This window comes from Arthrobacter sp. CAN_A1, from assembly GCF_015751665.1.
Lineage (GTDB): Bacteria > Actinomycetota > Actinomycetes > Actinomycetales > Micrococcaceae > Arthrobacter_D.
In genome coordinates, this window is record NZ_JADOUR010000001.1 from 349,179 (window position 1) to 373,184 (window position 24,006).

The window sequence follows — 24,006 nt, forward strand, 5'->3', positions numbered from 1 at the left end:
GGCCTTCATCATGCGTTTCGCTGCGCGCTCGGACGTTGGAATGGTCCGCGCCAAGAACGATGACTCCGCCTACGTTGGCCGCTACCTTGCGGTCGTGGCTGACGGTATGGGTGGGCACGCGGGCGGCAACGTGGCATCCGCGTCGACCGTACTGGATCTGGTTCATCTGGACCGGAAGGATTACGACGACGGTGAGGCTGCCAACCAGCTCGCCGACGAAATCCAGACTGCCAACTCCCTTCTGTCCGAACTGGTCAGTGCCAATCCCCAGTTGGCTGGGATGGGCACCACTGTCACAGCACTTTTGCTCAACGGCAACCGGCTTGAATTTGCCCACATCGGTGACTCCAGGGCGTACCGGCTCAAGGGTGACGAGTTCGAACAGATCAGCGTGGATCACACCTTCGTGCAACGGCTCATCGACGAGGGACGCCTCAAACCCGAGGAAGCGGACGTCCACCCTCACAAGAACGTGTTGATGAGGGTCCTCGGTGACGTTGACGCGAGCCCCGAACTGGATCTAAATTCCTATGAAGTCACCGCTGGAGAACGCTGGCTGTTGTGCTCGGACGGGCTAAACGCTGTTCTCGGAGATCCCCTCATCGCGCGGATCATGCGTGAGACGCCTGATCTTCGGGCCTGCGTGGACACACTCGTCGATCTGACCCTGGCTGGCGGGTCTCCCGACAACGTGACAGTCGCCGTCGTTGAGATCGTCGAAGCGACCCCCGAGGACCTCCGGACCGCGGCACTCACCACCATCCCTCCTGCAAAGGCTGCTGCGGGCGAAAAAGAGGACACCGAAACACCCGATCTAGCGCCCGGCACGGCGATCCGGGCCGACGCCATCCGTCAGGACCTGTCATCGCGGCCGCATCTGCTGGTCGGTTCGGCGGCCTTGGCCACCGAAACTGGCCAGATTCCCATCGTGACGCAGCGCACCACCGAGCGCCGCGCCGCCATGATGCTGACCCATAAAGCCGCAGTTGATGCGGAAATGTTCGACGACGACGATGATGAGCCCACCAGTGCCCGCAACCGCTGGCTCATCCCATCGTTCCTCGGGTTGATGGCCCTCATCCTTGTTGCCGTCCTGTGGTTTGGTTATGCGTGGACCCAGACCCGCTATTACGTAGCGGCCTACGAAGACAATGTGGCGATCTTCAACGGGGTGTCCCAGACCATCGGGCCAGTAAGGCTCAGCCACCTCGACCAGGAAACTGACATCCCGGTATCCAACCTCCCCGAGTATCAGCGTGCCCGGGTTGCCGGATCGCTGCCAGCCACCGACCTTGAACACGCCCAGCGCATTGTGGAAGACCTCCGCTCCGACCTGCGTGCGGTGGCGTGCCCGCCGGACGATGAAGCTCCGTCACCGTCCGCTTCACCGTCGACGTCGCCGTCTGGGTCCACCACACCGTCCCCGTCAGGCACTACCGATCCATCAGCCGAACCATCCAGCAGTCCCAGCCCGGAGAGCAGCGCCCAGGCCACATCCGGCGACGCACAGGATTGCCGAGACGAGACACCATGAGCGACGTCCTGACAATCCCCAAATCCCGCCGCAACGTTGAGGCACTGCTCTTGGTAGTGGCTCTTGGCGTAGCGATCAGCGCCAACCTCATCGTTGGCCTCGAAAAGGACAATCCGCTCGACTCCGCCTTTTGGACCCAGAGCGGCATTCTCACTGGCCTCGCCCTGGCATTCCACCTCGTGCTGCGCGTCCGGGCAAAATATGCCGATCCGGTAATACTTCCGATTGTGATCGCCCTCAACGGGGTTGGTCTGGCCATGATCTATCGGATCGACCTCGCGAATGACACCACCGTCGCCGAAAGCCAGTTCCTCTGGACCTCGGTGGCCATGGCAGCATCGATTGCCGTACTGCTGGTCTTCAAGGACCACCGGATGCTTCGACGGTTCACCTACATATCCCTGATAGCCAGTGCCGTCCTGCTGTTGCTGCCGCTGTCGCCGCTCGGGCTCGAGATCAACGGTGCCCGGATCTGGATCAATGTGGGGTTCGGTACCTTCCAGCCCGGAGAAATTGCCAAAATCACCCTCGCGATCTTCTTCGCAGGCTACCTGTCAACCAACCGGGATCTCATCCTGCTGGCCGGCAAGAAGGTGGGTCCGCTCCAACTGCCCCGGTTCAAGGATCTTGCTCCCATGGTCGCCGCCTGGTTTGTGAGCATTGGAGTCCTGATCTTCCAGCGCGACCTGGGATCCTCGGTGCTCTTCTTCGGCCTGTTCATGGTGATGATCTACGTAGCCACCAGCCGGATCAGCTGGGTCCTCATCGGGCTCCTGATGATCGCAGCTGGCGGGTTTGCGGCCATCCAGCTATTCAGCCATGTGTCGTTGCGCATCGACAGTTGGATCAACGCGTTCGACCCGGAGGTATTCAACCGTCAGTCCGGGAGCAGTTTCCAGGTGGTGCAAGGGCTCTTTGGTCTCGCCAATGGTGGTCTCTTTGGCACCGGTCTTGGTGAAGGCCGCCCGGATCTGGTGATATATGCCAACAGCGACATGATCATCGCCGCGCTCGGCGAGGAGTTGGGGCTGATCGGGCTCTTCGGCATCATCATGCTGTTCGTCCTGTTGGTATCCCGTGGCATCCGCACGGCACTTGGCACCCGTGATGGATTCGGCAAGCTGTTGGCCTGCGGCCTGTCCTTTACGATCGCCCTACAGTGCTTTGTCGTCATGGGTGGGGTGACCCGGCTGATTCCCCTGACCGGCCTCACCACGCCGTTCATGTCCGCCGGCGGGTCCTCGCTTCTCGCCAACTGGATCATCGTCGCCATCCTGCTGCTCATCTCGGAATCCGCACGCCGTCCAGCAGTCACGGGGCCCATGAAGGACTCGTTCCCTGACCGGCAGGATTTCCGCGCCGGGCCGTCAACCGGCCGATCCAAGGAGGTCAGCGTATGAATCAGGCAATAAGGAGCGCGTGGCTGGTAGCCCTCGCCATGTTCACCCTGGTCCTCGGATCGCTTACCTTCGTCCAGTTCTTCGAGGCCGAAGCCCTGGCCGACAATGACTGGAACAACCGCTCACTGCTTCAGGACTTCGGCAAGAACCGCGGGTCCATCCTCGTCGATGGACGGGCCGTGGCTGAATCGGTCCCCTCCAATGATCAGTTCAACTATCAGCGCGTCTACAACGAACCGAACCTCTACGCCCACCTGACCGGTTTCTACTCACTGGCCAACGGTGCCACGCAGTTGGAAAGCGTCATGGCCGATGAATTGTCGGGTACCAGTGACGACCTGTTCTACGATCGCATTGTTCAGCTGTTCTCCGGCGCCCAGGCGCAGGGCGCATCTGTTGAACTGACCATCGACCCGGAGATCCAGCAACTGGCATGGGATCTGATCCCGGACGGTCAACAGGGTTCCATCGTGGTGATGGAACCCGGCACCGGCAACATCCTCGCCATGGTGTCCAAACCGTCCTACGACCCAAACCTGCTGGCCGGGCACGACACCGCGGTGGTGCTTGAGAACCTTGAGGAACTATCCACGGTGCCCGGCCTCTCGCCCTACTTCAACCCCGCAACGGAATCCCTCGTGGCCCCCGGCTCGGTGTTCAAGCTGGTGGTGGCGGCTGCAGCCCTGGAATCCGGAGAATTTGACGCCGACTCGGAAATCCCCAACCCGGCGGTACTCGACCTCCCGGGAACCGACGCCGGCCTTCCCAACTTCGTGAACGGTGGTTGTGCGTCACGGACGACGGCGGATCTCGAGTTCGCGCTGGAGCAGTCCTGCAACACACCCTTCGCCCAGATTGCCTGGGAACTGGGTGCACAGGCGGTCCGGGAGCAGGCCGACGAGTTCGGCTTCGGTGAGACCTTCAACATTCCCGTCCGGGTCGAGTCCAGCCAATTCCCAGCGGAACCTTCCGAACCTGAACTGGCGCAGTCGGCCATCGGCCAGTTCGATGTCCGCGTGACCCCCCTCCAGATGGCCATGGTGAACTCAGCTATCGCCAACGATGGTGTCCTGATGAAGCCAAACCTGGTCAAGGCCCTGCGGGCTCCCGACCTCGAACGCATCAGCGCACCGGAGCCCGAGGTGTTCAGGGAATCCATGAGTGCTGAGTCAGCGAACCAGCTCACCGAGTGGATGGTCAATGTGGTAAACAACGGCACAGCGCGCGCGGCTGCCATCCCCGGCGTCGACGTCGCAGGCAAGACCGGCACTGCCGAGGTGTCAGGCCAGGGCGACAACGCCTGGTTCACCGGGTTTGCACCGGCAGATGATCCCCAGGTGGTGGTGTCGATCGTGATGCAGAACGTGGACATCGCAACGGGTGCCCAACTAACGAGTCCAAGCGCTAAGCAACTGATAGAGGCGGTGTTGAATAAGTGAGGCCTACATCAGGAATCACCTTAGGCGGACGGTTTAAGCTCACCGACCGGATTGCCATTGGCGGAATGGGCGAGGTCTGGAAAGCGATGGACCAGGTCCTGGGCCGCGAAGTCGCCATCAAGATCCTGAAAGAGGAATACACCGGCGACCCCAACTTCCTCGACCGTTTTCGCGCCGAGGCACGGCACACTGCGCTGCTTAACCATGACGGGATCGCCAACGTCTTCGACTACGGCGAAGAGGGCGGTTCCGCCTACCTCGTGATGGAGTTGGTCCCGGGCCAGCCTCTGTCCACCATCATCGAGCGCGAACAGATCCTGTCACCGGACCGCACCCTCTCCATCGTCGGACAGACCGCCACTGCCCTCTCCGTGGCACACCGCCAGGGGTTGGTGCACCGCGATGTGAAGCCGGGCAACCTGCTCATCCTGCCTGACGGCCGGGTCAAGATCACCGACTTTGGTATTGCACGGCTGGCTGATCAGGTTCCGCTGACCGCAACCGGCCAGGTGATGGGCACGGCCCAGTATCTTGCGCCCGAGCAGGCCACCGGTCAGGCCGCCACCGGTTCCAGCGACATTTATGCCCTCGGGGTGATTGGCTACGAGCTGCTCGCAGGCCGCCGGCCGTTCTCCGGCGAATCCCAGATCGCAATCGCCCTGGCCCAGGTCAACGATGCGCCGCCGCCCCTGCCCGAGACCATTCCCACCCCGGTCCGCGCGCTCATCGCTTCGATGCTCGCCAAAGATCCCGCTGAACGTCCTGCCGACGCCGAATTGTTGGCACAGGCGGTTGCCGCCATCCGACGCAATGACATCCGCGCCGCCGAAGCCGCCGTCCCGGGAATGCTCCTTTTCGGGGCGGGAACCGGGCCGATCACGGCTCCGGTACCCGCACCCCAAACCTCGGCGACGCGCGCTGTGCCGTCGACGTCGACGTCGTCACTACCCATCGCCGGAACCGGTGCAGTTGCCGCGTCCCGCGAATGGCATGAGGACGATATCGACAGGGCCGAGCCCGCCCAGGAATCCCGGGGCCGGAGTCCCTGGCTGATTCCGCTGATTCTGCTGATCCTCCTCATCGGGTTCGGCGTCGGCCTGTTCTTCCTGTGGCCTGTGCTCACCGGGGGCGATGACGACCCGACTAGCCCACCGCCGGCGACGACAACGACGACGGTGTCCACCAGCGCGTCGCCAACCGAGACCGAAACCGAGACTGAGACGCCAACCGAAACCCCGACAACCGAGCCCGCAGAGACCGCAGAGCCAGAGATCGTGATCAGTGCTGCACAATTTGAAGGCCGTCCAGTCGACGAGGTAGTGGCTGAACTTGGTGAGCTCGGTTTGGCTGTAACACCTATCGAAGAGAATTCCGCCGACGTCCCCGAGGGCTTGGTACTCAGCGTGAGCCCAGTCGGTACACTTTCCCGCGGCACAGCAGTGACAGTGACCTCCTCATCAGGGCCGGCTCCGGTCGATGTCCCGTCTGGGCTGGTAGGGTCCACCGAGCAGGAAGTTTTGGAGGCGCTCATCAACGCGGGCCTGCAGGGCGCCAATTCAGGCCAGGAGGAATCCGACGAACCCGCCGGCACCGTCCTGAGAGTCGATCCCGGCGAAGGTTCAGAGGTTGAGCCTGGCAGCACAGTCAACTACGTGGTGTCCACGGGGCCGGTGGAGACCACCCCGCCCGCTGAAGAGACCACCAGCCCCCCACCCACCACCCAAGCGCCGTAGCGGTTCTCGGCTACGACTCAGATGCAGGCGGAAGGCGGACACGTGACCACTGACAGGGTCCTTAACGGACGTTACGAAGTAGGTGAACTCATCGGCCGTGGCGGTATGGCCGACGTTCACCTCGGTCGTGACATCCGGCTGGGCCGGTCGGTGGCTATCAAAGTGCTGCGCCGGGATCTTGCCCGTGATCCGTTGTTCCAGTCCCGGTTCCGTCGCGAGGCGCAGGCGGTCGCGGCGCTTAACCATCCCACGATCGTCTCCGTCTACGACACCGGCGAGGAAGATGTGCCCGGGCGGTCGGTAGACGACGTCCGCGTCCCTTTTATTGTGATGGAGTACGTGGCGGGCCGGACATTGCGCGACCTGATCCGTTCCGGCGACCTGACGCTTGACGAGTCTGCCGAACACATGATGGGTGTGCTGTCGGCCCTGGAATACAGCCATAAGGCTGGCATCGTGCACCGCGATATCAAACCGGCCAACGTCATGATCACCCCAGAGGGCAACGTCAAGGTCATGGACTTCGGCATTGCCCGGGCTATGGCCGATTCAGCTGCCACCATGACCCAGACCCAGGCAGTCATTGGCACTGCACAGTACCTCTCCCCCGAGCAGGCGCGTGGGGAGACCGTCGACGCCCGCAGCGACCTGTACTCCGCCGGTTGCCTGATGTATGAACTGTTCACAGCGCGCCCGCCCTTCGTTGGGGATAGCCCCGTTTCGGTGGCTTACCAGCACGTCCGCGAAGTGCCTAAACCGGCCAGCCACTTCAACCCCGAGGTGTCCCCAGCGCTCGACGCCGTACTGCACCGCGCACTGGAGAAGGACCGTCAGGACCGTTACCAGGATGCTGTGGCCTTCCGTCTGGCGCTGCAGACGGCCCGAAAAGGTGTCATTCCTACGACGTCACCGCAGGAGCGCGCCACCGAAGCCCTGTCGACTCTTCCGGTTGCCGCCGAGGCCCCTGACGACGACGAACCACAGACCCGGGCGATGGCAAAGGTGCTCGCCGGCGGTTCCATGAGTTCCGGTCCCGTCACCGAGGATCACCCCTTGGCAGGTCCCCCCAACGACCGGCACGCGGAGGACGAGGACCGGCGTCGAGCTACCCGACGGGCCTGGACGACCACCTTTTTCATCATTGTGGCTCTGGTCCTGGCCGGCGGAGCCTTCGTGTTGTTCAACCTGTTGAACAACGAACCTGAGGGTCCAGTACTGCAGGCCGTCCCCACGATCGAGGGGATGACCCAGGACGAAGCCGCCAACGCCATTTTCGCCGCGGACCTGCGTCCCCAGTTCGAGGAAGACTTCAGCGACACGGTTGATCCGGGATTGGTCATCGAGTCCGATCCCGGTGCCGGTGACGAGGTGGAGCCCGGATCGACCGTCAACGTCACCATCTCTGAAGGGCCCTCCGACGCCATCATTCCCGAAGCCATCACCGGGATGACCGAATCGTCCGCCCGGGACGCGCTGACGTCAGCCGACCTCAGCGGGGGCGATGTCACCGAGGAGAACAGTGCGACCGTTCCGGCGGGCCGCGTGATTTCGACTAATCCCGCGGTGGGAGAGTCTGTCCCTGTCAATTCCGACGTCGATCTGGTGCTGTCCACCGGATTGGTTGACGTACCCCGGGTGATCGAACTGCCGGTCGATGAGGCCCGGGCCTTGCTCGAAGACCCGGCGAAGGGTCTGACCGTTCGGGTTGCCGAGGTCGAGAACGAGGTGGTCGAACCGGACCTCGTGACGGATCAGAGTGTTGAAGCCGGCTCGGCCGTGCCCCCGGGCACAGAGATTGTCCTCACCGTCGCAATGGAACCGGCGCCCGAAGAGGAACCGGCAACTGAGCCGGAACCGACGCCGACTCCAACAGCGACCCCTTCGGAAGCGCCGGCAGAACCCTAGCCGCGTGGCGGAGGGGGGTTAAGGGTCGAGCCTTACTTCGAGATCAGCGGGCTCAGCGTTGAGGACTTGACGGCTGCGCCGGCCAGCCCGAGGGACTCAAGCCAGTTGCCGAGCATCCGATAGCCGCCTTCGGTCAACACGGATTCGGGGTGGAACTGAACTCCACACAGGGGGGCGGTTCGGTGCTCCAGCCCCATGATGATCCCGCTGGCCGTCCGTGCGGTCACCACCAGGTCGGGTGGGATAACATCGCTGACGGCTGCGAGCGAGTGGTAGCGTGTGGCGGTCAGCGGCGAGGGCAGCCCGGTGAAAATGCTGCCCGCCTCATGCTCCACCAGCGAGGTTTTGCCGTGCATGAGTTCTGGCGCGTGGGTGACCGTCCCGCCGTATGCCTCGGCCAGCGCCTGATGGCCGAGACAGACGCCGAGCATCGGCATCTGGTTGGCGCCGCACCACTTGATCATCTCAATGCAGACTCCCGCGTCCGCAGGAGCACCGGGGCCCGGTGACACGAGCACGCCGTCGCGGACCTCGGCAAGGGCAATCGCCTCGGCCAGCGTGACGTCGTCGTTCCGCACCACAGTGGTCTCGGCACCCAACTCCTGTAGATAGCCGACCAGGGTGTAGACGAAGCTGTCATAGTTGTCGATAACCAGAATGCGGGTGGTTTCGCTCATAGTGCGCATATGCCAATCGTTGAACTGTCGAAGCCGGAAGCATGTCTCACCAGGACCGCCGGGATCACCGGTAGCGCTCTGGGGGTTGCGCCTACACGACGTCCTGCACCCCGGTGCCGGTTCATTGGTTAGAATTGAGCGGAACCGTGCCGATCACAATGATCCTGTTTCAGGATAGCGTGTGTGATCGCCGACCGCCGAGCCCTTGTGAGGGTAAACACTATGGCGAAGCTGCTCCGGCTTCACCTATCTAGGAGGACAAGTGCCCGAGTCGAAGTCCCGCAAGAAACCGACCCAGTCCAAGACCGCTGCAGCCTCCGCTGAACGCAAGCCGAATCCCGTTTGGTACAAGCCGGTGATGTTCGGTCTGATGATTCTGGGTTTGCTATGGATCATCGTTTACTACGTGTCCGAAGCGCGGTTCCCGATTCCCTCCATCGATTCCTGGAACATTCTGGTTGGATTCGGTCTGGCGATCATTGGGTTCCTCATGACGACCCGGTGGCATTAGCCTCCATCTCCCCGGATGCCCCGCTCCGCTACCGGAGCCCCTGTCCCCTCGACGACGCGCCCGTACTCTGTGTAGAAAGCCGACACTGAGTGCGGGCGCGTTTTCTGTGGCCGGGATACCCGAACGTCCGGAGCGGTTTACGCTCCGTACACACGTTGTGCACTAAGTTATCCACAGGTGTGGGTAACTTTGGGGATTTGGTGGTCATTCGAACCGGAATGCGGGCCCGTGCTTATCCACACCTGTGGAATTACATGTGTGTAAGTTATCCCCGCTGTTGATAAACCTTGTGGATAACGTCTACCCCAGGGGCAGCCGCACCAGAGTGGAACCGAGGAGTGTCAGCCCAACGAGGAGCACTGCCAGACCCGCAAGGCCGCCCCAGTGAATCAGGGCCCGATTCCCGCCCTTCGGCGCGTAGGCGATGATTGCGGCGGCCGCAGCCCCCGCAAGGAGCCCGCCCAGGTGGGCTTGCCACGAGATGCCGGACACCACAAATCCCAGGACACCGTTGATCGCTATCAGCACCACCAACTGCCTCACGTCGCCGCCCCTGCTGCGCTGCACGATGAACATCGCCCCGAATAGGCCAAAAACTGCTCCCGAGGCGCCGACCACCGACTGCAAGGGGCTTGAGAGCAGGAGGACGGCCACTGAACCACCGAAAGCGGACAGCAGGTAGAGGGCGAGGAACCTGGCGCGCCCCAGCAGCGGTTCAAGCGCCTGGCCCATAATCCACAGGGCATACATGTTGAAGGCGATGTGCAGCAGGAATCCGGTTGAGTGCAGGAACGCCGCAGTCACCATCCGCCATGGTTCAGGGGGAAGGTACTGGGAGGTGTAGAGGGGCGCGTATGACAACGCCTCGGTGAGGCCGGGGGTCACCATCTGCAACAGAAAGAGTACGACGCAAATACCGATGATTGAGTAGGTGAGAATCGGTCTCCCCGGCCTCGCTACCCCTCCGAAAATGGTTCGATGCGTAGGGGCGTTGCGTGCACTTTCCCTCACACAGTCGACACACTGGATCCCGACGGCAGCCGGCCGCTGGCACTCCGGGCACGCGGGCCTGCCACACCGCTGGCAGCGGACATAGCTGACCCGATCAACGTGTCTGGGGCACACGGGGACTTCCTGTCGCGGCTGATCCGCCGGGATTCCGTATGTCATGAGGGGTTTAGAGCTGCTTGACCGTGATCGACTTGATGACTACATCTTCCAGCGGCTTGTCCCGTGCATCGGTGGAGATGGCGTTCAGCTGCTCGACGACGCCGCGCGAGGCTTCATCGGTGACATCTCCGAAGATAGTGTGCTTGCCCTGCAACCAAGTGGTGGGTACCGAGGTGATGAAGAACTGCGACCCGTTGGTGCCGCGCCCCCCCTGAATGCCTGCGTTGGCCATCGCCAGCTTGTAGGGAGCGGTGAAGTCGAGGTCAGGGTTGATCTCATCGTCGAACTGGTAACCCGGTCCACCGATTCCCTGGCCCAGAGGGTCTCCACCCTGGATCATGAAGTCCTTGATGACGCGGTGGAAAATGGTGCCGTCGTACAGCGGCTTGGTGGATTCCTCACCGCTCTGGGGGTGGGTCCACGACTTTTCGCCGGTAGCAAGACCCACAAAGTTCTGTACTGTCTTCGGTGCATGGTTCCCAAAGAGGTTAACCAGGATGTCACCGAGGTTGGTATGGATAGTTGCCTGTGCTGTTGCAATAGCTGTCATCTGTCTATTCTTTCACGGAGCCCCTGGCAAACCGCTGAGAATGACCTGTTCAGCGCACAGTGAAAATTGCCGTGAATACGATGAACGAATAGCACGTCAAAGCGATAGCACGTAGGCTGACAGTCAACAGCCACTATCCCCGGGAGGCAGATGTGAAGAAGAACAAACGTATGACCCGCGACCTCGAGAAGAGCGTCGTCACCAGTGCCGAAGCCGCACGGGATTGGGCCGCGCCCCGCGTGGATGCCGCCTACAACTGGGTTGCACCACGTATTGAAAAAGGCTACGGATCAGCGTCACCCAAGATCCAGCATGGAGTGCAGCGAGCCGCCCACGGCATCTCCGACGGCATCTCCACCGTCACCCCCCGCATTCAGGACAGCCTGGACAAGGTTGCTCCCCGTATTTCGCACGTCGTGGACTCCACTACGCCTCACATCCAAAAGACCCTGGATCGCGCAACGCCGGCGATCACCGGCGCCCGGGACAAGGTAGTCGATGACTACCTGCCGACGCTTTCCCACAAGCTCGGCGATGCAGCGGATTCCGTGTCCCGGTCATTGTCCAATGCAACGATCCCCGAACCAGTAAATCGGGCCGTTACGCGAATCACCGGCGACAAGAAAGCCGTCAAGAAGGCCCAGAAGGCTGCAGCAGCGGCGACCCTCAAAGCATCACGTGATCTGAAGAAGCGGCAGAAGAGCGGCAGCAAGGGCTGGCTGATCTTCGGTATCATCGCTGCAGCCATCACTGCAGGTGTCGCGGTCTGGCGTGCGTCAAAGCCAGTTGAGGATCCTTGGAAGACCCCCGTCAAGGTGGAAACCAAGCCAACCGGTGAGGCCGAGCGCGCCAAGGAAGCCAAGGATGTTGTAGCTGACATCAAGGAAGCTGCCGATCGCGCAGCAGCTAAAGCCGGCGATGCAGTAGATGACGCATCCGACGCAGCTAAGTCCGCTGGCACTACGACAACCGGCAAAATTGCCGATGCAGCAGAAGACGTCAAGGACGCTACCAAGTAGCGTCTTCGGGTTGAGCAGTACGGGAAAGGCGGTTCTTCGGAGCCGCCTTTGCCGTTTAATCACATCTGAGCCGCTAGGGCTACCTACGGTGATAGATTTGCGGCCGTGCACCCCTTGAAGAACTCCGTCTCCATAGTCGTTCCTGCGTATAACGAGGAAAGCGTCATCAGGCAGTGTCTAATCGCTGCCATCTATCAGTCAGTGCCGGCCGACGAGATTCTTGTGGTCGATAATCGATCCACGGATGGCACAGCCCGGATTGTCACCCAGATGCAGCTGGAATACCCGGAGAGCAACCTCAGGCTTCTGAAACAGTCAGCTGACCAGGGCCTCATCCCTACCCGCAACTATGGCTTCGACAGCGCCACCGGGGACATCATCGGTCGAATTGACGCAGACTCCGTGCTGGAACCCGATTGGGTGGAAAAAGTGCTTGCCGGGTTCATCGATCCTGAGGTGGCGGCCGCTACGGGACCGGTGGTCTACTACGACATGCCCATGCGTCGCTGGGGGCTCCTGGCCGATGACAAACTGCGCCAACTGGTTCTCAAGCTAGCCCGGAACCAATACCACTTCCTGTTCGGCTCGAATATGGCGATCCGCCGCACGGCTTGGGAACAGATCCGCGGATCCACGTGCCGTGATGCAGCCGATGAGATGCACGAGGACATTGACCTTTCGCTGCATCTCGCTGAACGGGACCTCGTGATCCGCTACCTTCCATCCATGGTGAGTGGAATGTCAGCGCGCCGCCTGGAGGATTCTCCTAAAGATTACCGGTACTACGTGACGCGCTTTGATCGCACTTACAAAGCCCACAGCATCAACGAGCGCATCCTCAAGGTCCCCCCGCTGATCTTCATGTCCATCTACTATCCGGCGAAGATGATTCGCGCAGTCCACTCCGCGCGCGGCCCCCAGAATGTCCGACGGGGTGGAACGGCTCAGCCCCTCGCCGAGGATCACGGGACCCTGGCCTAGGGCCCGCCCATCGCCGGCGGGGCCTCTGTGGCCCCACGGGTCCTTGATCGCGCCCGCCCCGAGGTCTGTCCACCCACCACGATCGCCAGGCCTACCAGGATGAGCAGCAGGCCCGCATAGGTTCCAGCTGGCAGCTGCTCGCCAAGGAACACCGCCGCGAGAAACGCAGCCCCGGGGATCTCCAGCAGAATGATCATGGAGACCACGAGAGGACTCATCACCGCCAGCAGGTGGTTGAACACGGTGTGGCCCAGGAGCTGGGCTACCAGGGTGACGGCAAGGATTCCCACCCAGGCCGCCGGGGAGAATCCCGTCAACGGTTGCTGGAAGACCAGGCACATCACCAGCAGGATCGCTGCGCACCCGCCGTAGCACAGCGTGGTGTAGGTACCGGTCGACATGGTCTTCCGGGCGCCAGCGCCGGCCATCTGGTAGATTCCTGCCAACGCTCCGCCAGCCAGAGCCAGCAGATCCCCCAGAATCGCGTCCCTGGACAGGGTCAGGTCAAACCCCGTAATGATCAGGACGCCGGCCAACGCCACGCCCAGGCCAACAATCACTTTGGTGGCGGGCCGGGAGCCCTGGATTGCATTGAAAAGCGCGATCCAAGCCACCTGCAGACAGACCAGAGCAGTGGCAGTGGCGACCGATGTCAGCTTCAGTGCAGTAATGAAGCACGCGAAGTGCAGGGCAAGAGCGGTAGCTGCCACAGTGAGGCGTAAATAGTCGGCGCGCCGCAGGGCCTTGAATTCGTGTCTCTTCGAGATGACCGCTGGCCCACCCATGACCACTGCGCCGATCGCATTTCGCCAGAAGGCTATCGCCAAGGCTGGTGCCACCGTCGCCGCCATGATGGGCCCGGACGCCGCCACACCAAGGACCCCAAGAACCGACAGAAAGATGATCACCCAGTAACACTAATTCACCCGGTGCGCTTCGGCTGACCTTCGGGTTAAAGGGTAAAGGTCCCGGTCTACAGACCGGGACCTTTACCCTTCGGTGGAGGCACGGGGACTCGAACCCCGAACCCCCTGCTTGCAAAGCAGGTGCGCTACCAATTGCGCCATGCCCCCGAACGATTGCCGTGATGGCAACCTCACCAGTATAGCTTAGTCAACCGTGTCGGTTGCCTTACTCCATACTGCTTTATCCCTTTCGGATTCCTGCCACCTCTTATAGGCAAGAACACTTCCGAACGCTGCTGCGAGTACCAACAACTTCTTCACAGTGTTCCTCCTATCGCAGTTACCTGCGGCTGGTAGGTCCGTGGGCGTACCAGGACTTGAACCTGGGACCTCTTCGTTATCAGCGAAGCGCTCTAACCGCCTGAGCTATACGCCCCGATGCCTGTTCGGGCCGAAACACGACTTTACAGGAGTATCTCGGCAATCATCAAATCGTCCCGAAACAGGCTCATCCTCGGGTGATTAATCGTCGGTGAGAGTAACGCCAATTCCGCCAACCAGCGTCGATGAAATGTTGTACAGCACGGCCGACAACATGGCCAGGGCAGTCAACAGCACAACGTTCACGACGGCGATAATCGTTGCAAAAGAAACCACCTGACCCAGCGACGCGAACTGCCGGAGATCAAAACCGCCACTTTCGGAACCGGCAATCTCGCGCAGCAGGTCGTTTACTCCATCGAAAATCCCTGTCAGGTCCAACACGGTCCAAATGACAATTGCAGCGACCACTGTCACAATTCCCAAGGCAACCGACAGCAGGAATGACATTTTCAGCACGGACCAGGGATCCACCTTGCTGACCAGGAGTCTCGCCTTGCGCGCCTTGGCCTTTGGTGCCGGTTTAACCAGACCGGGGCGTGCGGCGCCCGGGCGTGTGCCGGGAGCGGGACCAGCCGGCCGCTGGGTTGGCCGTGCGGGGGCGTTCACTCGGGGCCCGGTACCGGTCTGCTTGACCGATCCTCCGGTTGCCCGTGGGTTTGAGTTAGGCGAGCTCACTCGGTACCTCCATTATCTGGCGACTGTGCTTCCCGCTCAGCCGTTTCTTCTGACGTCAACGGTACTTCATCGGTCGCTGACACAGGTGATTCGCTATCGTCAGCCCCTGGCTCCGTTACTCCATCCTCGACCGTCAGTCCCCGCTCGCTGTTGCGTGCGACGGCGATGATTCGGTCCTTCTTGTCAGGCTTGGCGAAGATGACACCCATAGTGTCCCGTCCCTTGGCCGGAACTCCGGTCACCGCTGAGCGGACCACCTTGCCGCCGCCCATCACCACGAGCACCTCGTCCTCTTCCTGAACGATGAGCGCCCCGACCAGGTCACCGCGTTCCTCTGCGAGCTTGGCCACCTTGATCCCGAGGCCACCTCGACCCTGTACCCGGTATTCCTCGACCTTGGTGCGCTTCGCGAAGCCGCCCTCGGTCACGATGAACACGAAAGATTCGTCGGTCACGACGTTGGCGGCCAGCAGTTCATCGTCTTCGCGGAACTTCATTCCGGTGACACCCGATGTTGCCCTACCCATCGGGCGCAGGGCATCGTTCGTCGCTGTGAAGCGAAGCGATTGACCCTTCCGGGAGACGAGCATCATGTCATCGCTTTCGGAAACCAGCTGTGCGGAAACCAGCTCGTCCCCGTCGCGCAGGTTGATCGCGATAACCCCGGCGGTGCGGTTGGTGTCGTAGTCTTCCAACCGGGTCTTCTTTGCGAGACCCCGCTTGGTTGCCAGGACGAGATAGGGAGACTGCTGGTAGTCCCGCAGATCAAGAACCTGTGCAATCGATTCGTCGGGCTGGAAGGCGAGCAGGTTGGCCACGTGCTGCCCCTTCGCATCCCGCCCGGCCTCGACCAACTCGTAGGCCTTGGCCCGGTAGACCCGTCCCAGGTTGGTGAAAAACAGCAGCCAGTGGTGAGTGGTGGTGACGAAGAAGTGCTCCACGACGTCGTCCCCGCGGAGCTGGGCTCCCTTGATGCCCTTCCCTCCCCGAGCCTGCTGGCGGTAGTTGTCGCTGCGGGTCCGCTTGACGTAACCGCCGCGGGTGATGGTGACAACCATCTCCTCCTCGGGAATCAGGTCTTCCATGCTCATGTCCGAGTCGAAACCCATCAGGATTTCGGTGCGCCGGTCGTCGCCGTGCTTGTCGACGATCTCGCGGAGTTCGGTGGAGACAATGTCGCGTTGCAGCTGATTGGAGGCCAGAATCTTCTGGTATTCGGTGATCTCCGCCTCAAGTTTGGCGTGCTGGTCCTGGATTTTCTGGCGTTCCAGCGCGGCCAGGCGGCGCAGTTGCATGTCAAGAATCGCCTGGGCCTGGATTTCATCAATCTCCAGCAAACCCATCAGGCCGTTGCGGGCGTCCTCAACAGTTGAGGACCTGCGGATCAGCGCGATGACCTCATCGAGCGCGTCGAGTGCCTTCAGCAGACCGCGAAGAATGTGGGCTGCTTCTTCAGCTTTCCGCAAGCGATACTGGGTTCGCCGGACGATGACCTCAAGCTGGTGGGTAACCCAGTGCCTGATGAACGCGTCGAGGCTGAGCGTGCGGGGCACATCATCAACGATGGCCAGCATGTTGGCACTGAAATTGTCCTGGAGCTGGGTGTGCTTGTACAGGTTGTTCAGTACAACCTTGGCGACGGCGTCCCGCTTCAGGACAATCACCAGGCGCTGGCCGGTCCGGCCGGATGTCTCATCGCGAAGGTCGGCGATGCCACTGATCTTCCCATCCTTGACCAGATCGGCAATCTTGATAGCCAGGTTGTCGGGGTTGGCCTGATACGGCAGTTCGGTGACAACCAGGCAGGTACGGCCCTGAATTTCCTCAACATTGACCACGGCCCGCATGGTGACCGACCCGCGGCCGGTCCGGTAGGCGTCCTCGATGCCCTTGTGTCCAAGAATCTGCGCACCGGTCGGGAAGTCCGGGCCCTTGATGCGCACCAGGAGTTCTTCAAGGAGTTCCTCCTTGGTCGCGTCGGGGTTTTCCAGATACCACTGGACACCCGAGGCAACTTCACGGAGGTTGTGCGGCGGAATATTGGTGGCCATGCCGACGGCGATGCCCGACGATCCGTTGACCAGCAGGTTGGGGAACCGGGCCGGGAGGATGGTCGGCTCCTGGTTCTTACCGTCGTAATTGTCCTGGAAGTCGACGGTTTCCTCGTCGATATCGCGGACCATCTCCATTGCGAGCGGTGCCATCTTGGTTTCGGTATACCGGGGGGCTGCCGCACCATCATTGCCGGGAGACCCGAAGTTGCCCTGGCCGAGAGCCAACGGGTACCGCATCGTCCAGTCCTGGATCAGTCGGACCAGGGCGTCATAGATCGCGGTGTCGCCGTGGGGGTGATACTGCCCCATGACCTCGCCCACCACGCGGGCACACTTGTTGAAGGAACGGTCCGGGCGGTATCCGCCATCGAACATTGCATAGAGAACCCGCCGGTGGACTGGTTTGAGCCCATCCCTGACGTCGGGCAGGGCGCGGCCAACAATGACTGCCATCGCATAGTCCAGGTACGACCGCTGCATCTCGGTTTGCAGGTCAACTTGCTCAACTCGATCGGAGATGACACGTCCTTCGAGGGGAAGGTCGGGTGTTTCTTCGTCGCTCATACGTTAGTTCCGTTCAGTGTCTAAGTACCAAGGCCGTTGGAGGTAAGCAGCGACAGCGGCGCGTCGCCCGCGCACCCTAAATATCGAGGAACCTAACGTCCTTCGCGTTCTGCTGAATGAAGTTTCGGCGGGATTCGACATCTTCACCCATCAAAACCGAGAAAATCTGATCCGCGGCAGCCGCGTCGTCGACAGTCACCTGCAGCAGCGTCCGGTTATCGGGATCCATGGTGGTCTCCCAGAGCTCGGTGTAGTTCATCTCACCGAGACCCTTATACCGCTGAACTCCATTGTCTTTAGGCAACCGCTGGTTGTTCGCCAACCCCATCTTGATCACTTCATCCCGCTCACGGTCGCTGAAGACGTAGGAATGGGTCGCGTTTGACCACTTGATCCGGTACAAGGGCGGCTGCGCCAAGTAGACGTAGCCGTTTTCAATCAGCGGCCTCATATAGCGGAACAGCAGAGTCAGGAGCAGCGTGGTGATGTGCTGGCCATCAACATCAGCATCCGCCATCAACACGATCTTGTGATAGCGGGCCTTGGCGACGTCGAAGTCCTCACCAATTCCAGCACCGAACGCGGTGATCATCGCCTGTACTTCGCTGTTGCCCAGTGCACGATCGAGCCGCGCCCGTTCAACGTTCAGGATCTTCCCGCGAAGGGGAAGGATCGCCTGAGTTTCAGGGTTGCGGCCTCGAACGGCCGAACCTCCCGCTGAGTCTCCCTCCACAATGTAGATTTCTGACTTTGAGGGGTCCTTTGACTGGCAATCCTTCAACTTGCCGGGCATTCCGCCCGATTCGAGGAGGCCTTTACGACGAGTCGACTCGCGGGCCTTGCGCGCAGCGAGGCGCGCCTGCGCAGCCTGGATCGATTTGCGGATGACATCCCGTGCAGGACCGGGATTGCGTTCCAGCCAATCGCCAAGCTGATCCGTGACCACCCGCTGGACAAAGCCTTTGGCTTCCGAGTTGCCCAGTTTGGTTTTCGTCTGACCCTCAAATTGCGGTTCGGAGAGCTTCACCGAGATGACAGCCGTCAGACCCTCACGGATATCATCGCCGGTAAGGTTCTCATCTTTTTCCTTGATGATGTTCTTATCCCGCGCATAGCGGTTGATGAGGGAGGTCATTGCCGCACGGAAACCTTCTTCGTGCGTTCCGCCTTCATGGGTGTTGATGGTATTGGCATACGTGTGGACACTCTCTGAGTACGCACTGGTCCACTGCATGGCAACCTCGACGGCAATCTTGCGGTCGGTGTCTTCAGTTTCGAACCCGATAACGTCTTCGTGGATCACGTCGACCCGTTTGGAGGAGTTCAGGTGGTTGACGTAGTCAAGCAGCCCGTTCTCGTACATGTAGTCCACCATGCGGTGCTTCGGAGCGTCCTCGCCTGCCCCGCCGTCAGCCGAGGTTTCGGCGATTTCCTCGGTCTCCACCTCGGTGACCCGCTCGTCCACGAGGATGATGCGGAGTCCCTTGTTGAGGAAGGCCATCTGCTGGAACCGGGCGCGCAGGGTTTCGAAATCGAACTCCACGGTCTCGAAAATGGTTGCATCGGGATAGAACGTCTGGGTGGTGCCTGTTTCGGTGGTTTCTGACCCACGGCGCAGCTCACCGACCGGCTTGCCGCCGTCGGAGAAGGACTGGTTCCAGACATACCCTTGGCGTTTCACTTCGGTTTCCACCCGCGATGACAGGGCGTTCACCACTGAGATACCCACACCGTGAAGGCCACCCGACACTGCGTACCCGCCGCCACCGAATTTACCGCCAGCGTGCAGGATAGTCATGACTACCTCAACCGTGGGACGCCCCTCAGTGGGGTGCATGTCCACGGGGATTCCGCGACCGTTATCAATGACCCGGACACCGCCGTCTCCCAGCAGAGTCACCCTGATGGTGTCGCAATGCCCAGCAAGCGCCTCATCGACCGAGTTATCAACTACCTCGTTGACCAGGTGATGAAGCCCGCGCGGGCCGGTCGAACCGATGTACATGCCTGGGCGTTTGCGAACCGCCTCAAGGCCTTCCAGGACGCTGATATCGCTAGCGTCGTATCCGGTGGTCCCATTCTGGGCTCCTGCAGCAGACTGCGGAGTGTCCTGGGTTTTGGCGTCCAGCTCGTTGTCATTGGCCACAGGCGCTGTCGGCTCCTCAAAGGTAGGAAACTTTAGGTAATTATCTTCACTGTTTGACACCTGCGGAGCAGGCAACAGGTCAAAGGCATCCCCGCGGGAATGCCCATTCCCCTCATTCTACCTTGCCGCGATGGACAATACGGCACTAAACAGGCCCCTACTGGCTAATAAAGCCGGTTAGGAGCCATCCGGGGGGCGCCCACTAAGGCCGGATACCTCTTGCGGGAAGTTCACGGCCCTACACGGCGTTTATCGAACTGGCAATAGGCTGGTCCGGTGCTTCGAAACGCTGCCTACCCGTAGGTGTCACGGGGTCCCCTTCCCTTGACGGTTCGGCCTCCTTTTCGCCAGTTAGGGGAAGCAGGTCCAAGCACCGAGATGCGGGTGACTACGCCGGGACCCAGCTCAGCGTCGAACTTCTGGATCAGCATGGGGCTGATCAGTCTCAACTGGGTAGACCAGGCTGTTGAATCACACCTCACCAGAACTGTATTGCCGTCGAAACTTTCCGGCCGGCAATGGAGCGCGATTTCCTGTCCAACGAGTTCGTCCCAGCGCGCCAGCACAGATCCCACAGCCACTGGTGAGTTCCACCCTCGTTCGCTGAGCAGCCTGTTGAAGACATTTCCCAGACCTTCAGGGTCGCGCCCCGAATAGGTGATACTCCCAGTCTGTCGGCGCTTCGGAACAGCGGGTGCGCGCCGGCCTGTCGGTAGCCGGGTGTTTCCACGACTTCTTGAGGCATCCCTGACCCGGTTCAGTAGAGACTGAGGTGCGTTCACATAAATCTCATCGGCTACCGGCTGATGTGGCTCGGCGGGCCCTTCGGGGGTGTCGCCTTCGTGCTGGGGCTCCTTAGGCGTCACCATCGACCAGTCCTCCGGGTATTACCTGGAACTGGCGTCCGGCAAGAGCCTCGGGAATATCTTCTCCAACGGCCGCCGTCACCAGTACCTGCTCGGCCCCGCTCACAATTGCGGCGAGCTTCTTGCGACGGCTCGCGTCGAGTTCGGCGAATACATCGTCGAGGATCAGCACCGGGCCGGCCCCGGGCGTCTGGTCATCATCCATCAGCAGGTAGTAAGAGCTCAGCCTCAAGGCCAGGGCAAGGGACCAGGTTTCCCCATGGGAGGCATACCCCTTGGCTATGGTCCCACCGAGGATCAGCTCCACATCGTCACGGTGGGGGCCCACCAAGGAAATCCCCCGATCGAGTTCCTTCTTCCGTTGGCTGAGAAGCTCTGCGATGAACCTGTCGGTGAGGTCCGCTACTCCAAGGGCCCCCAGGAAATCATCGCCTCCGCCGGGCGCACCGTCGTTGGGAGGACCCGACAGGGTGGAACGGTAGATCGCCTCCGCTGTCTTGGATCCGTCGGTCAGCTGACGGTAGGCCCGTTCCAGGTGGGGCTGTAGTTGGGCGAGTACCTCCAACCGGGCATGCAATAGCCGGGCCCCTGCCTGGGCAAGATGCTGATCCCACACATCAAGTGTTGCCTCGTGGGAAGCGGAGAACTTCCCACTGATCCGGGCAGATTTGAGGAGGGCATTCCGCTGCTTGAGAACCCGCTCGTAGTCAGCGCTGATGCCTGCCCGGTGCGGGAGCAGAGTGACCATCAGCTCGTCGAGGAACCGACGCCGGCTTGAGGGATCTCCTTTAACCAAGGTGAGGTCTTCGGGTGCAAAAAGAACTGTGCGGAGAATCCCCGCGGCGTCGCTGGCCCTTACCGGGTTGGCGCGGTTTATTCTGGCCCGGTTGGCGCGGTCGGCATTGATCTCGACTTCAACACTGGTGGTTTGGGCTCCGCGGACGAGCCTTCCCCGGATCAGGGCCCTTTCGGCGTCGAAAGCAATCAGCGGCTTGTCCGTGCTGACCCGATGGGAGGACATCGAGGCAAGGTACCCGATTGCCTCGACAATATTGGTTTTTCCTACCCCGTTTGGCCCGACAAAGACTGTTATTCCAGCCTCGAGAGGAACTTCGACCTGGCCATAACTGCGGAAATCCGTCAACGAGAGATGCTGGACGTACACAATGCTCCACTCACGGGGACTTGTTGGGGGCGCGAACCGCGTGTCCACCAAACTGGTGGCGAAGCGCTGCAACCATCTTCATTGCCGGAGCATCGTCCTGGCGGGAGGAAAACCGGGCGTAAAGCGCGGCGGTGATGGCAGGCACCGGAATTTCACTGGCAATAGCCTCCTCCACGGTCCACCGACCTTCACCGGAATCCTCAACGTATCCAGCGGTCTTCGCCAACGCAGGGTCTTCTTCGAGAGCTTTGATCAAAAGATCAAGCAACCAGGAGCGGACGACCGTTCCGTGCTGCCACGCCTGAAAAGTACCATGCACATCCTTGATGATGTCCTTCGCCGCCAGCAGCTCGTATCCTTCGGCGTAGGACTGCATCAACCCATATTCGATACCGTTGTGGACCATTTTGGCATAGTGGCCAGCTCCCACATCGCCGACATGAACGAAGCTTTCCTCGCGGGGGCCTTCAGGGCGAAGTGCGTCGAAAACAGGGAGGACTCGATGCACATCGGCGGTCGAACCTCCCACCATGAGCCCATAACCATTCTCCAAACCCCAGATACCCCCGGAAACGCCACAGTCAACGAAGGCGATACCCTGTGCGGCCAGCAGGTTGGCGTTCTTCTGGTCGTCGGTGAACCGCGAATTCCCGCCATCGATCACCAGGTCGCCCGCATCGAGACGCCGAGCAAGATCCTGAACCACGGACTCGGTGGCAGCACCGGAAGGCACCATAATCCAGACCACCCGCGGGGCCTGGAGCGAGCCGATCAGATCATCGAGTGAATCAACATCTGAAATCTCCGGATTCCGATCGAACCCGGTGACCGTTATCCCCTTGTGGCGGAGCCGTTCGCGCATGTTGAAGCCCATTTTGCCAAGTCCGATAAGGCCAATCTGCATGACTGCTTCGCTTCCTGTGGCAGGTGAGGGGGCGGCACCTGAGCCATTCCTGGGGTGGACGATTTTACTGGTTGGCCATTCGAACTGGCATCAGCAGGTAGCGGTAATCGGTGCGGTCCTCGCCGGTAGCGTCTTCCTGTGCGGAGATCACCACCGGCTTGGGGGGTGTGGTGAAGGAGAAGCGAACAAACTTGCTGTTGAAGGCGCCCAGCCCCTCACTCAAATAGTGGGGGTTGAAGGCAACGGTGATGTCATCGCCATCGAGGGTCGCTTCGATGGCTTCGGATGCCTGGGCGTCCTCGCCTGTGCCTGCGTCAAGGGTGACCTGCCCGGCGCTGAAAGCCATCCGGACTGCAGTATTCCGTTCCGCAACGAGCGAGACACGGCGGACAGCTTCAACCAGGACACTCGTTTCAACAGTTGCGTGAATGGGAGTGCTTTCAGGAAACAGGGCCCGGATCTTCGGATAATCGCCGTCGACGAGCAGTGAGGTGGTGCGACGGCCACCGCTCTCAAACCCGATCAGTTCCCTGTCATTGGAGAGAGCAATGCTGAGGTCGCCCGAGCTGCCAAGGGTCTTGGCCACCTCATTGAGTGTTTTCGCTTTGACGAGGGCACTGGTTGATATTCCCGGTGTTCTCGGTTTCCAGCTGACTTCCCGGAGGGCCAGCCGGTACCGGTCGGTCGCGAGAAGGGTAATCAGATCATCTTCAATCTCCATCCGCACCCCGGTGAGGATGGGAAGGGTGTCATCGCGGCTCGCCGCGATGATGACCTGCGAGACAGCCTGGGCGAAGGCGTCGCCGTCGACGACGCCGCTAACCTCTGGTGGGGTGGGCAGTTCGGGGTATTCACCTTCAGGCATGGTCGCTAGGTTGAAACGGCTGTTGCGGCACGTCAGGGTGACCTTGGTGCCTTCGGTTTCCACTTCCACTGGAGCGGACGGCAAGCTGCGGCAAATATCAGCCAGTAACCGGCCTGACACCAGAATGGTGCCTTCCTCAGCGATGTCCGCGGGGATTTCCAGGCGAGCGGAAATTTCATAGTCGAAGCTCGCAAGACTGAGGGTTCCGCCAGTCGCTTTGATCAATAGCCCAGACAGCACAGGGACTGGCGGACGGGGGGACAGCGAACGCGCCGTCCAGGTAACGGCCTCAGCTAGAACATCCCGCTCAACTCTGAATTTCACTGAAGGGTGCCGCCTTTCTCAACATCATGCTTGGGAAGATCACGTGGCCAGCGGGAAAATGGCTCTGCCGCAGGGCAAGGAACAAGACTACTCACAGAAAGCTTAGCCTGACTGTCCAGGCAGGTTCTGCGGCAGTTGACGAGCTTTTGATACAGGAACGGGTCGGTGAACGGGCGGGGAAATGTTATTTGGAAGAACCCTTGGATTTAAGGTTCGTAGTGGTAGTAACGCCTGT

At 61.0% G+C, this 24,006-nt stretch carries 20 protein-coding genes and 2 tRNA genes; 8 read left to right on the forward strand and 14 right to left on the reverse strand.

Features of this window, described 5'->3' with window-relative positions; genetic code table 11:
- The first annotated feature begins 10 nt into the window (after positions 1–10).
- From IWX62_RS01745 to pknB, 5 genes are read left to right on the forward strand one after another with little or no spacing between them, the layout of a single operon-like run.
- Positions 11–1,534, forward strand: coding sequence for a PP2C family protein-serine/threonine phosphatase (locus tag IWX62_RS01745; RefSeq protein WP_333483138.1), 1,524 nt, complete (start codon positions 11–13; stop codon positions 1,532–1,534).
- Entirely contained in the window at positions 1,531–2,934 is a 1,404-nt protein-coding gene (locus tag IWX62_RS01750) for an FtsW/RodA/SpoVE family cell cycle protein (protein ID WP_196839630.1), read from the forward strand. The genes IWX62_RS01745 and IWX62_RS01750 overlap by 4 nt, the downstream gene beginning before the upstream one ends.
- Positions 2,931–4,373 (forward strand): peptidoglycan D,D-transpeptidase FtsI family protein, encoded by a 1,443-nt coding sequence (locus IWX62_RS01755; protein ID WP_196839631.1) that lies wholly within the window; start codon positions 2,931–2,933, stop codon positions 4,371–4,373. Before IWX62_RS01750 ends, IWX62_RS01755 begins: the two co-directional genes overlap by 4 nt.
- A complete protein-coding gene (locus IWX62_RS01760; RefSeq protein ID WP_196839632.1) occupies positions 4,370–6,106 on the forward strand; it encodes a protein kinase domain-containing protein in 1,737 nt (578 codons plus the stop codon). The genes IWX62_RS01755 and IWX62_RS01760 overlap by 4 nt, the downstream gene beginning before the upstream one ends.
- A 42-nt stretch (positions 6,107–6,148) precedes the next feature.
- The gene (gene pknB, locus IWX62_RS01765) at positions 6,149–8,011 is read left to right on the forward strand and encodes a Stk1 family PASTA domain-containing Ser/Thr kinase (protein ID WP_196839633.1); all 1,863 of its coding nucleotides are present in this window, start codon (positions 6,149–6,151) and stop codon (positions 8,009–8,011) included.
- Positions 8,012–8,043: 32 nt separating this feature from the next.
- Here pknB and IWX62_RS01770 read toward each other — a convergent pair whose 3' ends face one another.
- On the reverse strand, positions 8,044–8,688 hold the full coding sequence (locus IWX62_RS01770) for an anthranilate synthase component II (protein WP_196839844.1): 645 nt from the start codon (positions 8,686–8,688) through the stop codon (positions 8,044–8,046).
- A gap of 262 nt (positions 8,689–8,950) precedes the next feature.
- Here IWX62_RS01770 and IWX62_RS01775 point away from each other — a divergent pair, with 262 nt between their 5' ends.
- Positions 8,951–9,199, forward strand: a complete 249-nt coding sequence (locus IWX62_RS01775; RefSeq protein ID WP_196839634.1) for a cell division protein CrgA — start codon at positions 8,951–8,953, stop codon at positions 9,197–9,199.
- 300 nt (positions 9,200–9,499) lie between these two features.
- On the opposite strand, the gene IWX62_RS01780 is transcribed toward IWX62_RS01775, so the two are convergent.
- On the reverse strand, positions 9,500–10,087 hold the full coding sequence (locus IWX62_RS01780; protein WP_333483139.1) for a rhomboid family intramembrane serine protease: 588 nt from the start codon (positions 10,085–10,087) through the stop codon (positions 9,500–9,502).
- A gap of 289 nt (positions 10,088–10,376) precedes the next feature.
- Complete coding sequence (locus tag IWX62_RS01785) at positions 10,377–10,919, reverse strand: peptidylprolyl isomerase (protein ID WP_196839636.1); 543 nt, start codon at positions 10,917–10,919, stop codon at positions 10,377–10,379.
- 152 nt (positions 10,920–11,071) lie between these two features.
- Between IWX62_RS01785 and IWX62_RS01790 the strand changes: the two genes are divergently transcribed.
- Complete coding sequence (locus tag IWX62_RS01790; RefSeq protein ID WP_333483140.1) at positions 11,072–11,938, forward strand: hypothetical protein; 867 nt, start codon at positions 11,072–11,074, stop codon at positions 11,936–11,938.
- A gap of 105 nt (positions 11,939–12,043) precedes the next feature.
- Positions 12,044–12,919 carry a glycosyltransferase gene (locus IWX62_RS01795; protein ID WP_196839638.1) on the forward strand — a complete coding sequence of 292 codons (876 nt, stop codon included), beginning with the start codon at positions 12,044–12,046 and terminating at the stop codon, positions 12,917–12,919.
- Here the strand turns inward: IWX62_RS01795 and IWX62_RS01800 are convergent.
- The 11 genes from IWX62_RS01800 to dnaN all read right to left on the reverse strand — a co-directional run bounded on the left by IWX62_RS01800 (position 12,916) and on the right by dnaN (position 23,771).
- A complete protein-coding gene (locus IWX62_RS01800; RefSeq protein ID WP_196839639.1) occupies positions 12,916–13,827 on the reverse strand; it encodes a DMT family transporter in 912 nt (303 codons plus the stop codon). The genes IWX62_RS01795 and IWX62_RS01800 overlap by 4 nt on opposite strands.
- 92 nt (positions 13,828–13,919) lie before the next feature.
- Positions 13,920–13,992, reverse strand: a tRNA-Ala gene (locus IWX62_RS01805).
- 36 nt (positions 13,993–14,028) lie between these two features.
- Entirely contained in the window at positions 14,029–14,145 is a 117-nt protein-coding gene (locus IWX62_RS16180; RefSeq protein WP_333483141.1) for a DLW-39 family protein, read from the reverse strand.
- Between the two features lie 41 nt (positions 14,146–14,186).
- Positions 14,187–14,260: transfer RNA gene (locus IWX62_RS01810), tRNA-Ile, on the reverse strand.
- Positions 14,261–14,346: 86 nt separating this feature from the next.
- Complete coding sequence (locus tag IWX62_RS01815; RefSeq protein ID WP_196839640.1) at positions 14,347–14,883, reverse strand: DUF3566 domain-containing protein; 537 nt, start codon at positions 14,881–14,883, stop codon at positions 14,347–14,349.
- On the reverse strand, positions 14,880–17,501 hold the full coding sequence (gyrA, locus tag IWX62_RS01820) for a DNA gyrase subunit A (RefSeq protein ID WP_196839641.1): 2,622 nt from the start codon (positions 17,499–17,501) through the stop codon (positions 14,880–14,882). The genes IWX62_RS01815 and gyrA overlap by 4 nt, the downstream gene beginning before the upstream one ends.
- Before the next feature lie 76 nt (positions 17,502–17,577).
- On the reverse strand, positions 17,578–19,647 hold the full coding sequence (gene gyrB, locus IWX62_RS01825; RefSeq protein WP_196839642.1) for a DNA topoisomerase (ATP-hydrolyzing) subunit B: 2,070 nt from the start codon (positions 19,645–19,647) through the stop codon (positions 17,578–17,580).
- Positions 19,648–19,940: 293 nt separating this feature from the next.
- Positions 19,941–20,516, reverse strand: coding sequence for a DciA family protein (locus tag IWX62_RS01830; RefSeq protein ID WP_196839643.1), 576 nt, complete (start codon positions 20,514–20,516; stop codon positions 19,941–19,943).
- Entirely contained in the window at positions 20,503–21,678 is a 1,176-nt protein-coding gene (gene recF, locus IWX62_RS01835) for a DNA replication/repair protein RecF (protein ID WP_196839644.1), read from the reverse strand. Before recF ends, IWX62_RS01830 begins: the two co-directional genes overlap by 14 nt.
- Before the next feature lie 10 nt (positions 21,679–21,688).
- On the reverse strand, positions 21,689–22,582 hold the full coding sequence (gnd, locus tag IWX62_RS01840) for a phosphogluconate dehydrogenase (NAD(+)-dependent, decarboxylating) (protein ID WP_196839645.1): 894 nt from the start codon (positions 22,580–22,582) through the stop codon (positions 21,689–21,691).
- Between the two features lie 64 nt (positions 22,583–22,646).
- Positions 22,647–23,771, reverse strand: coding sequence for a DNA polymerase III subunit beta (gene dnaN / locus IWX62_RS01845; RefSeq protein ID WP_196839646.1), 1,125 nt, complete (start codon positions 23,769–23,771; stop codon positions 22,647–22,649).
- Positions 23,772–24,006: the final 235 nt, after the last annotated feature.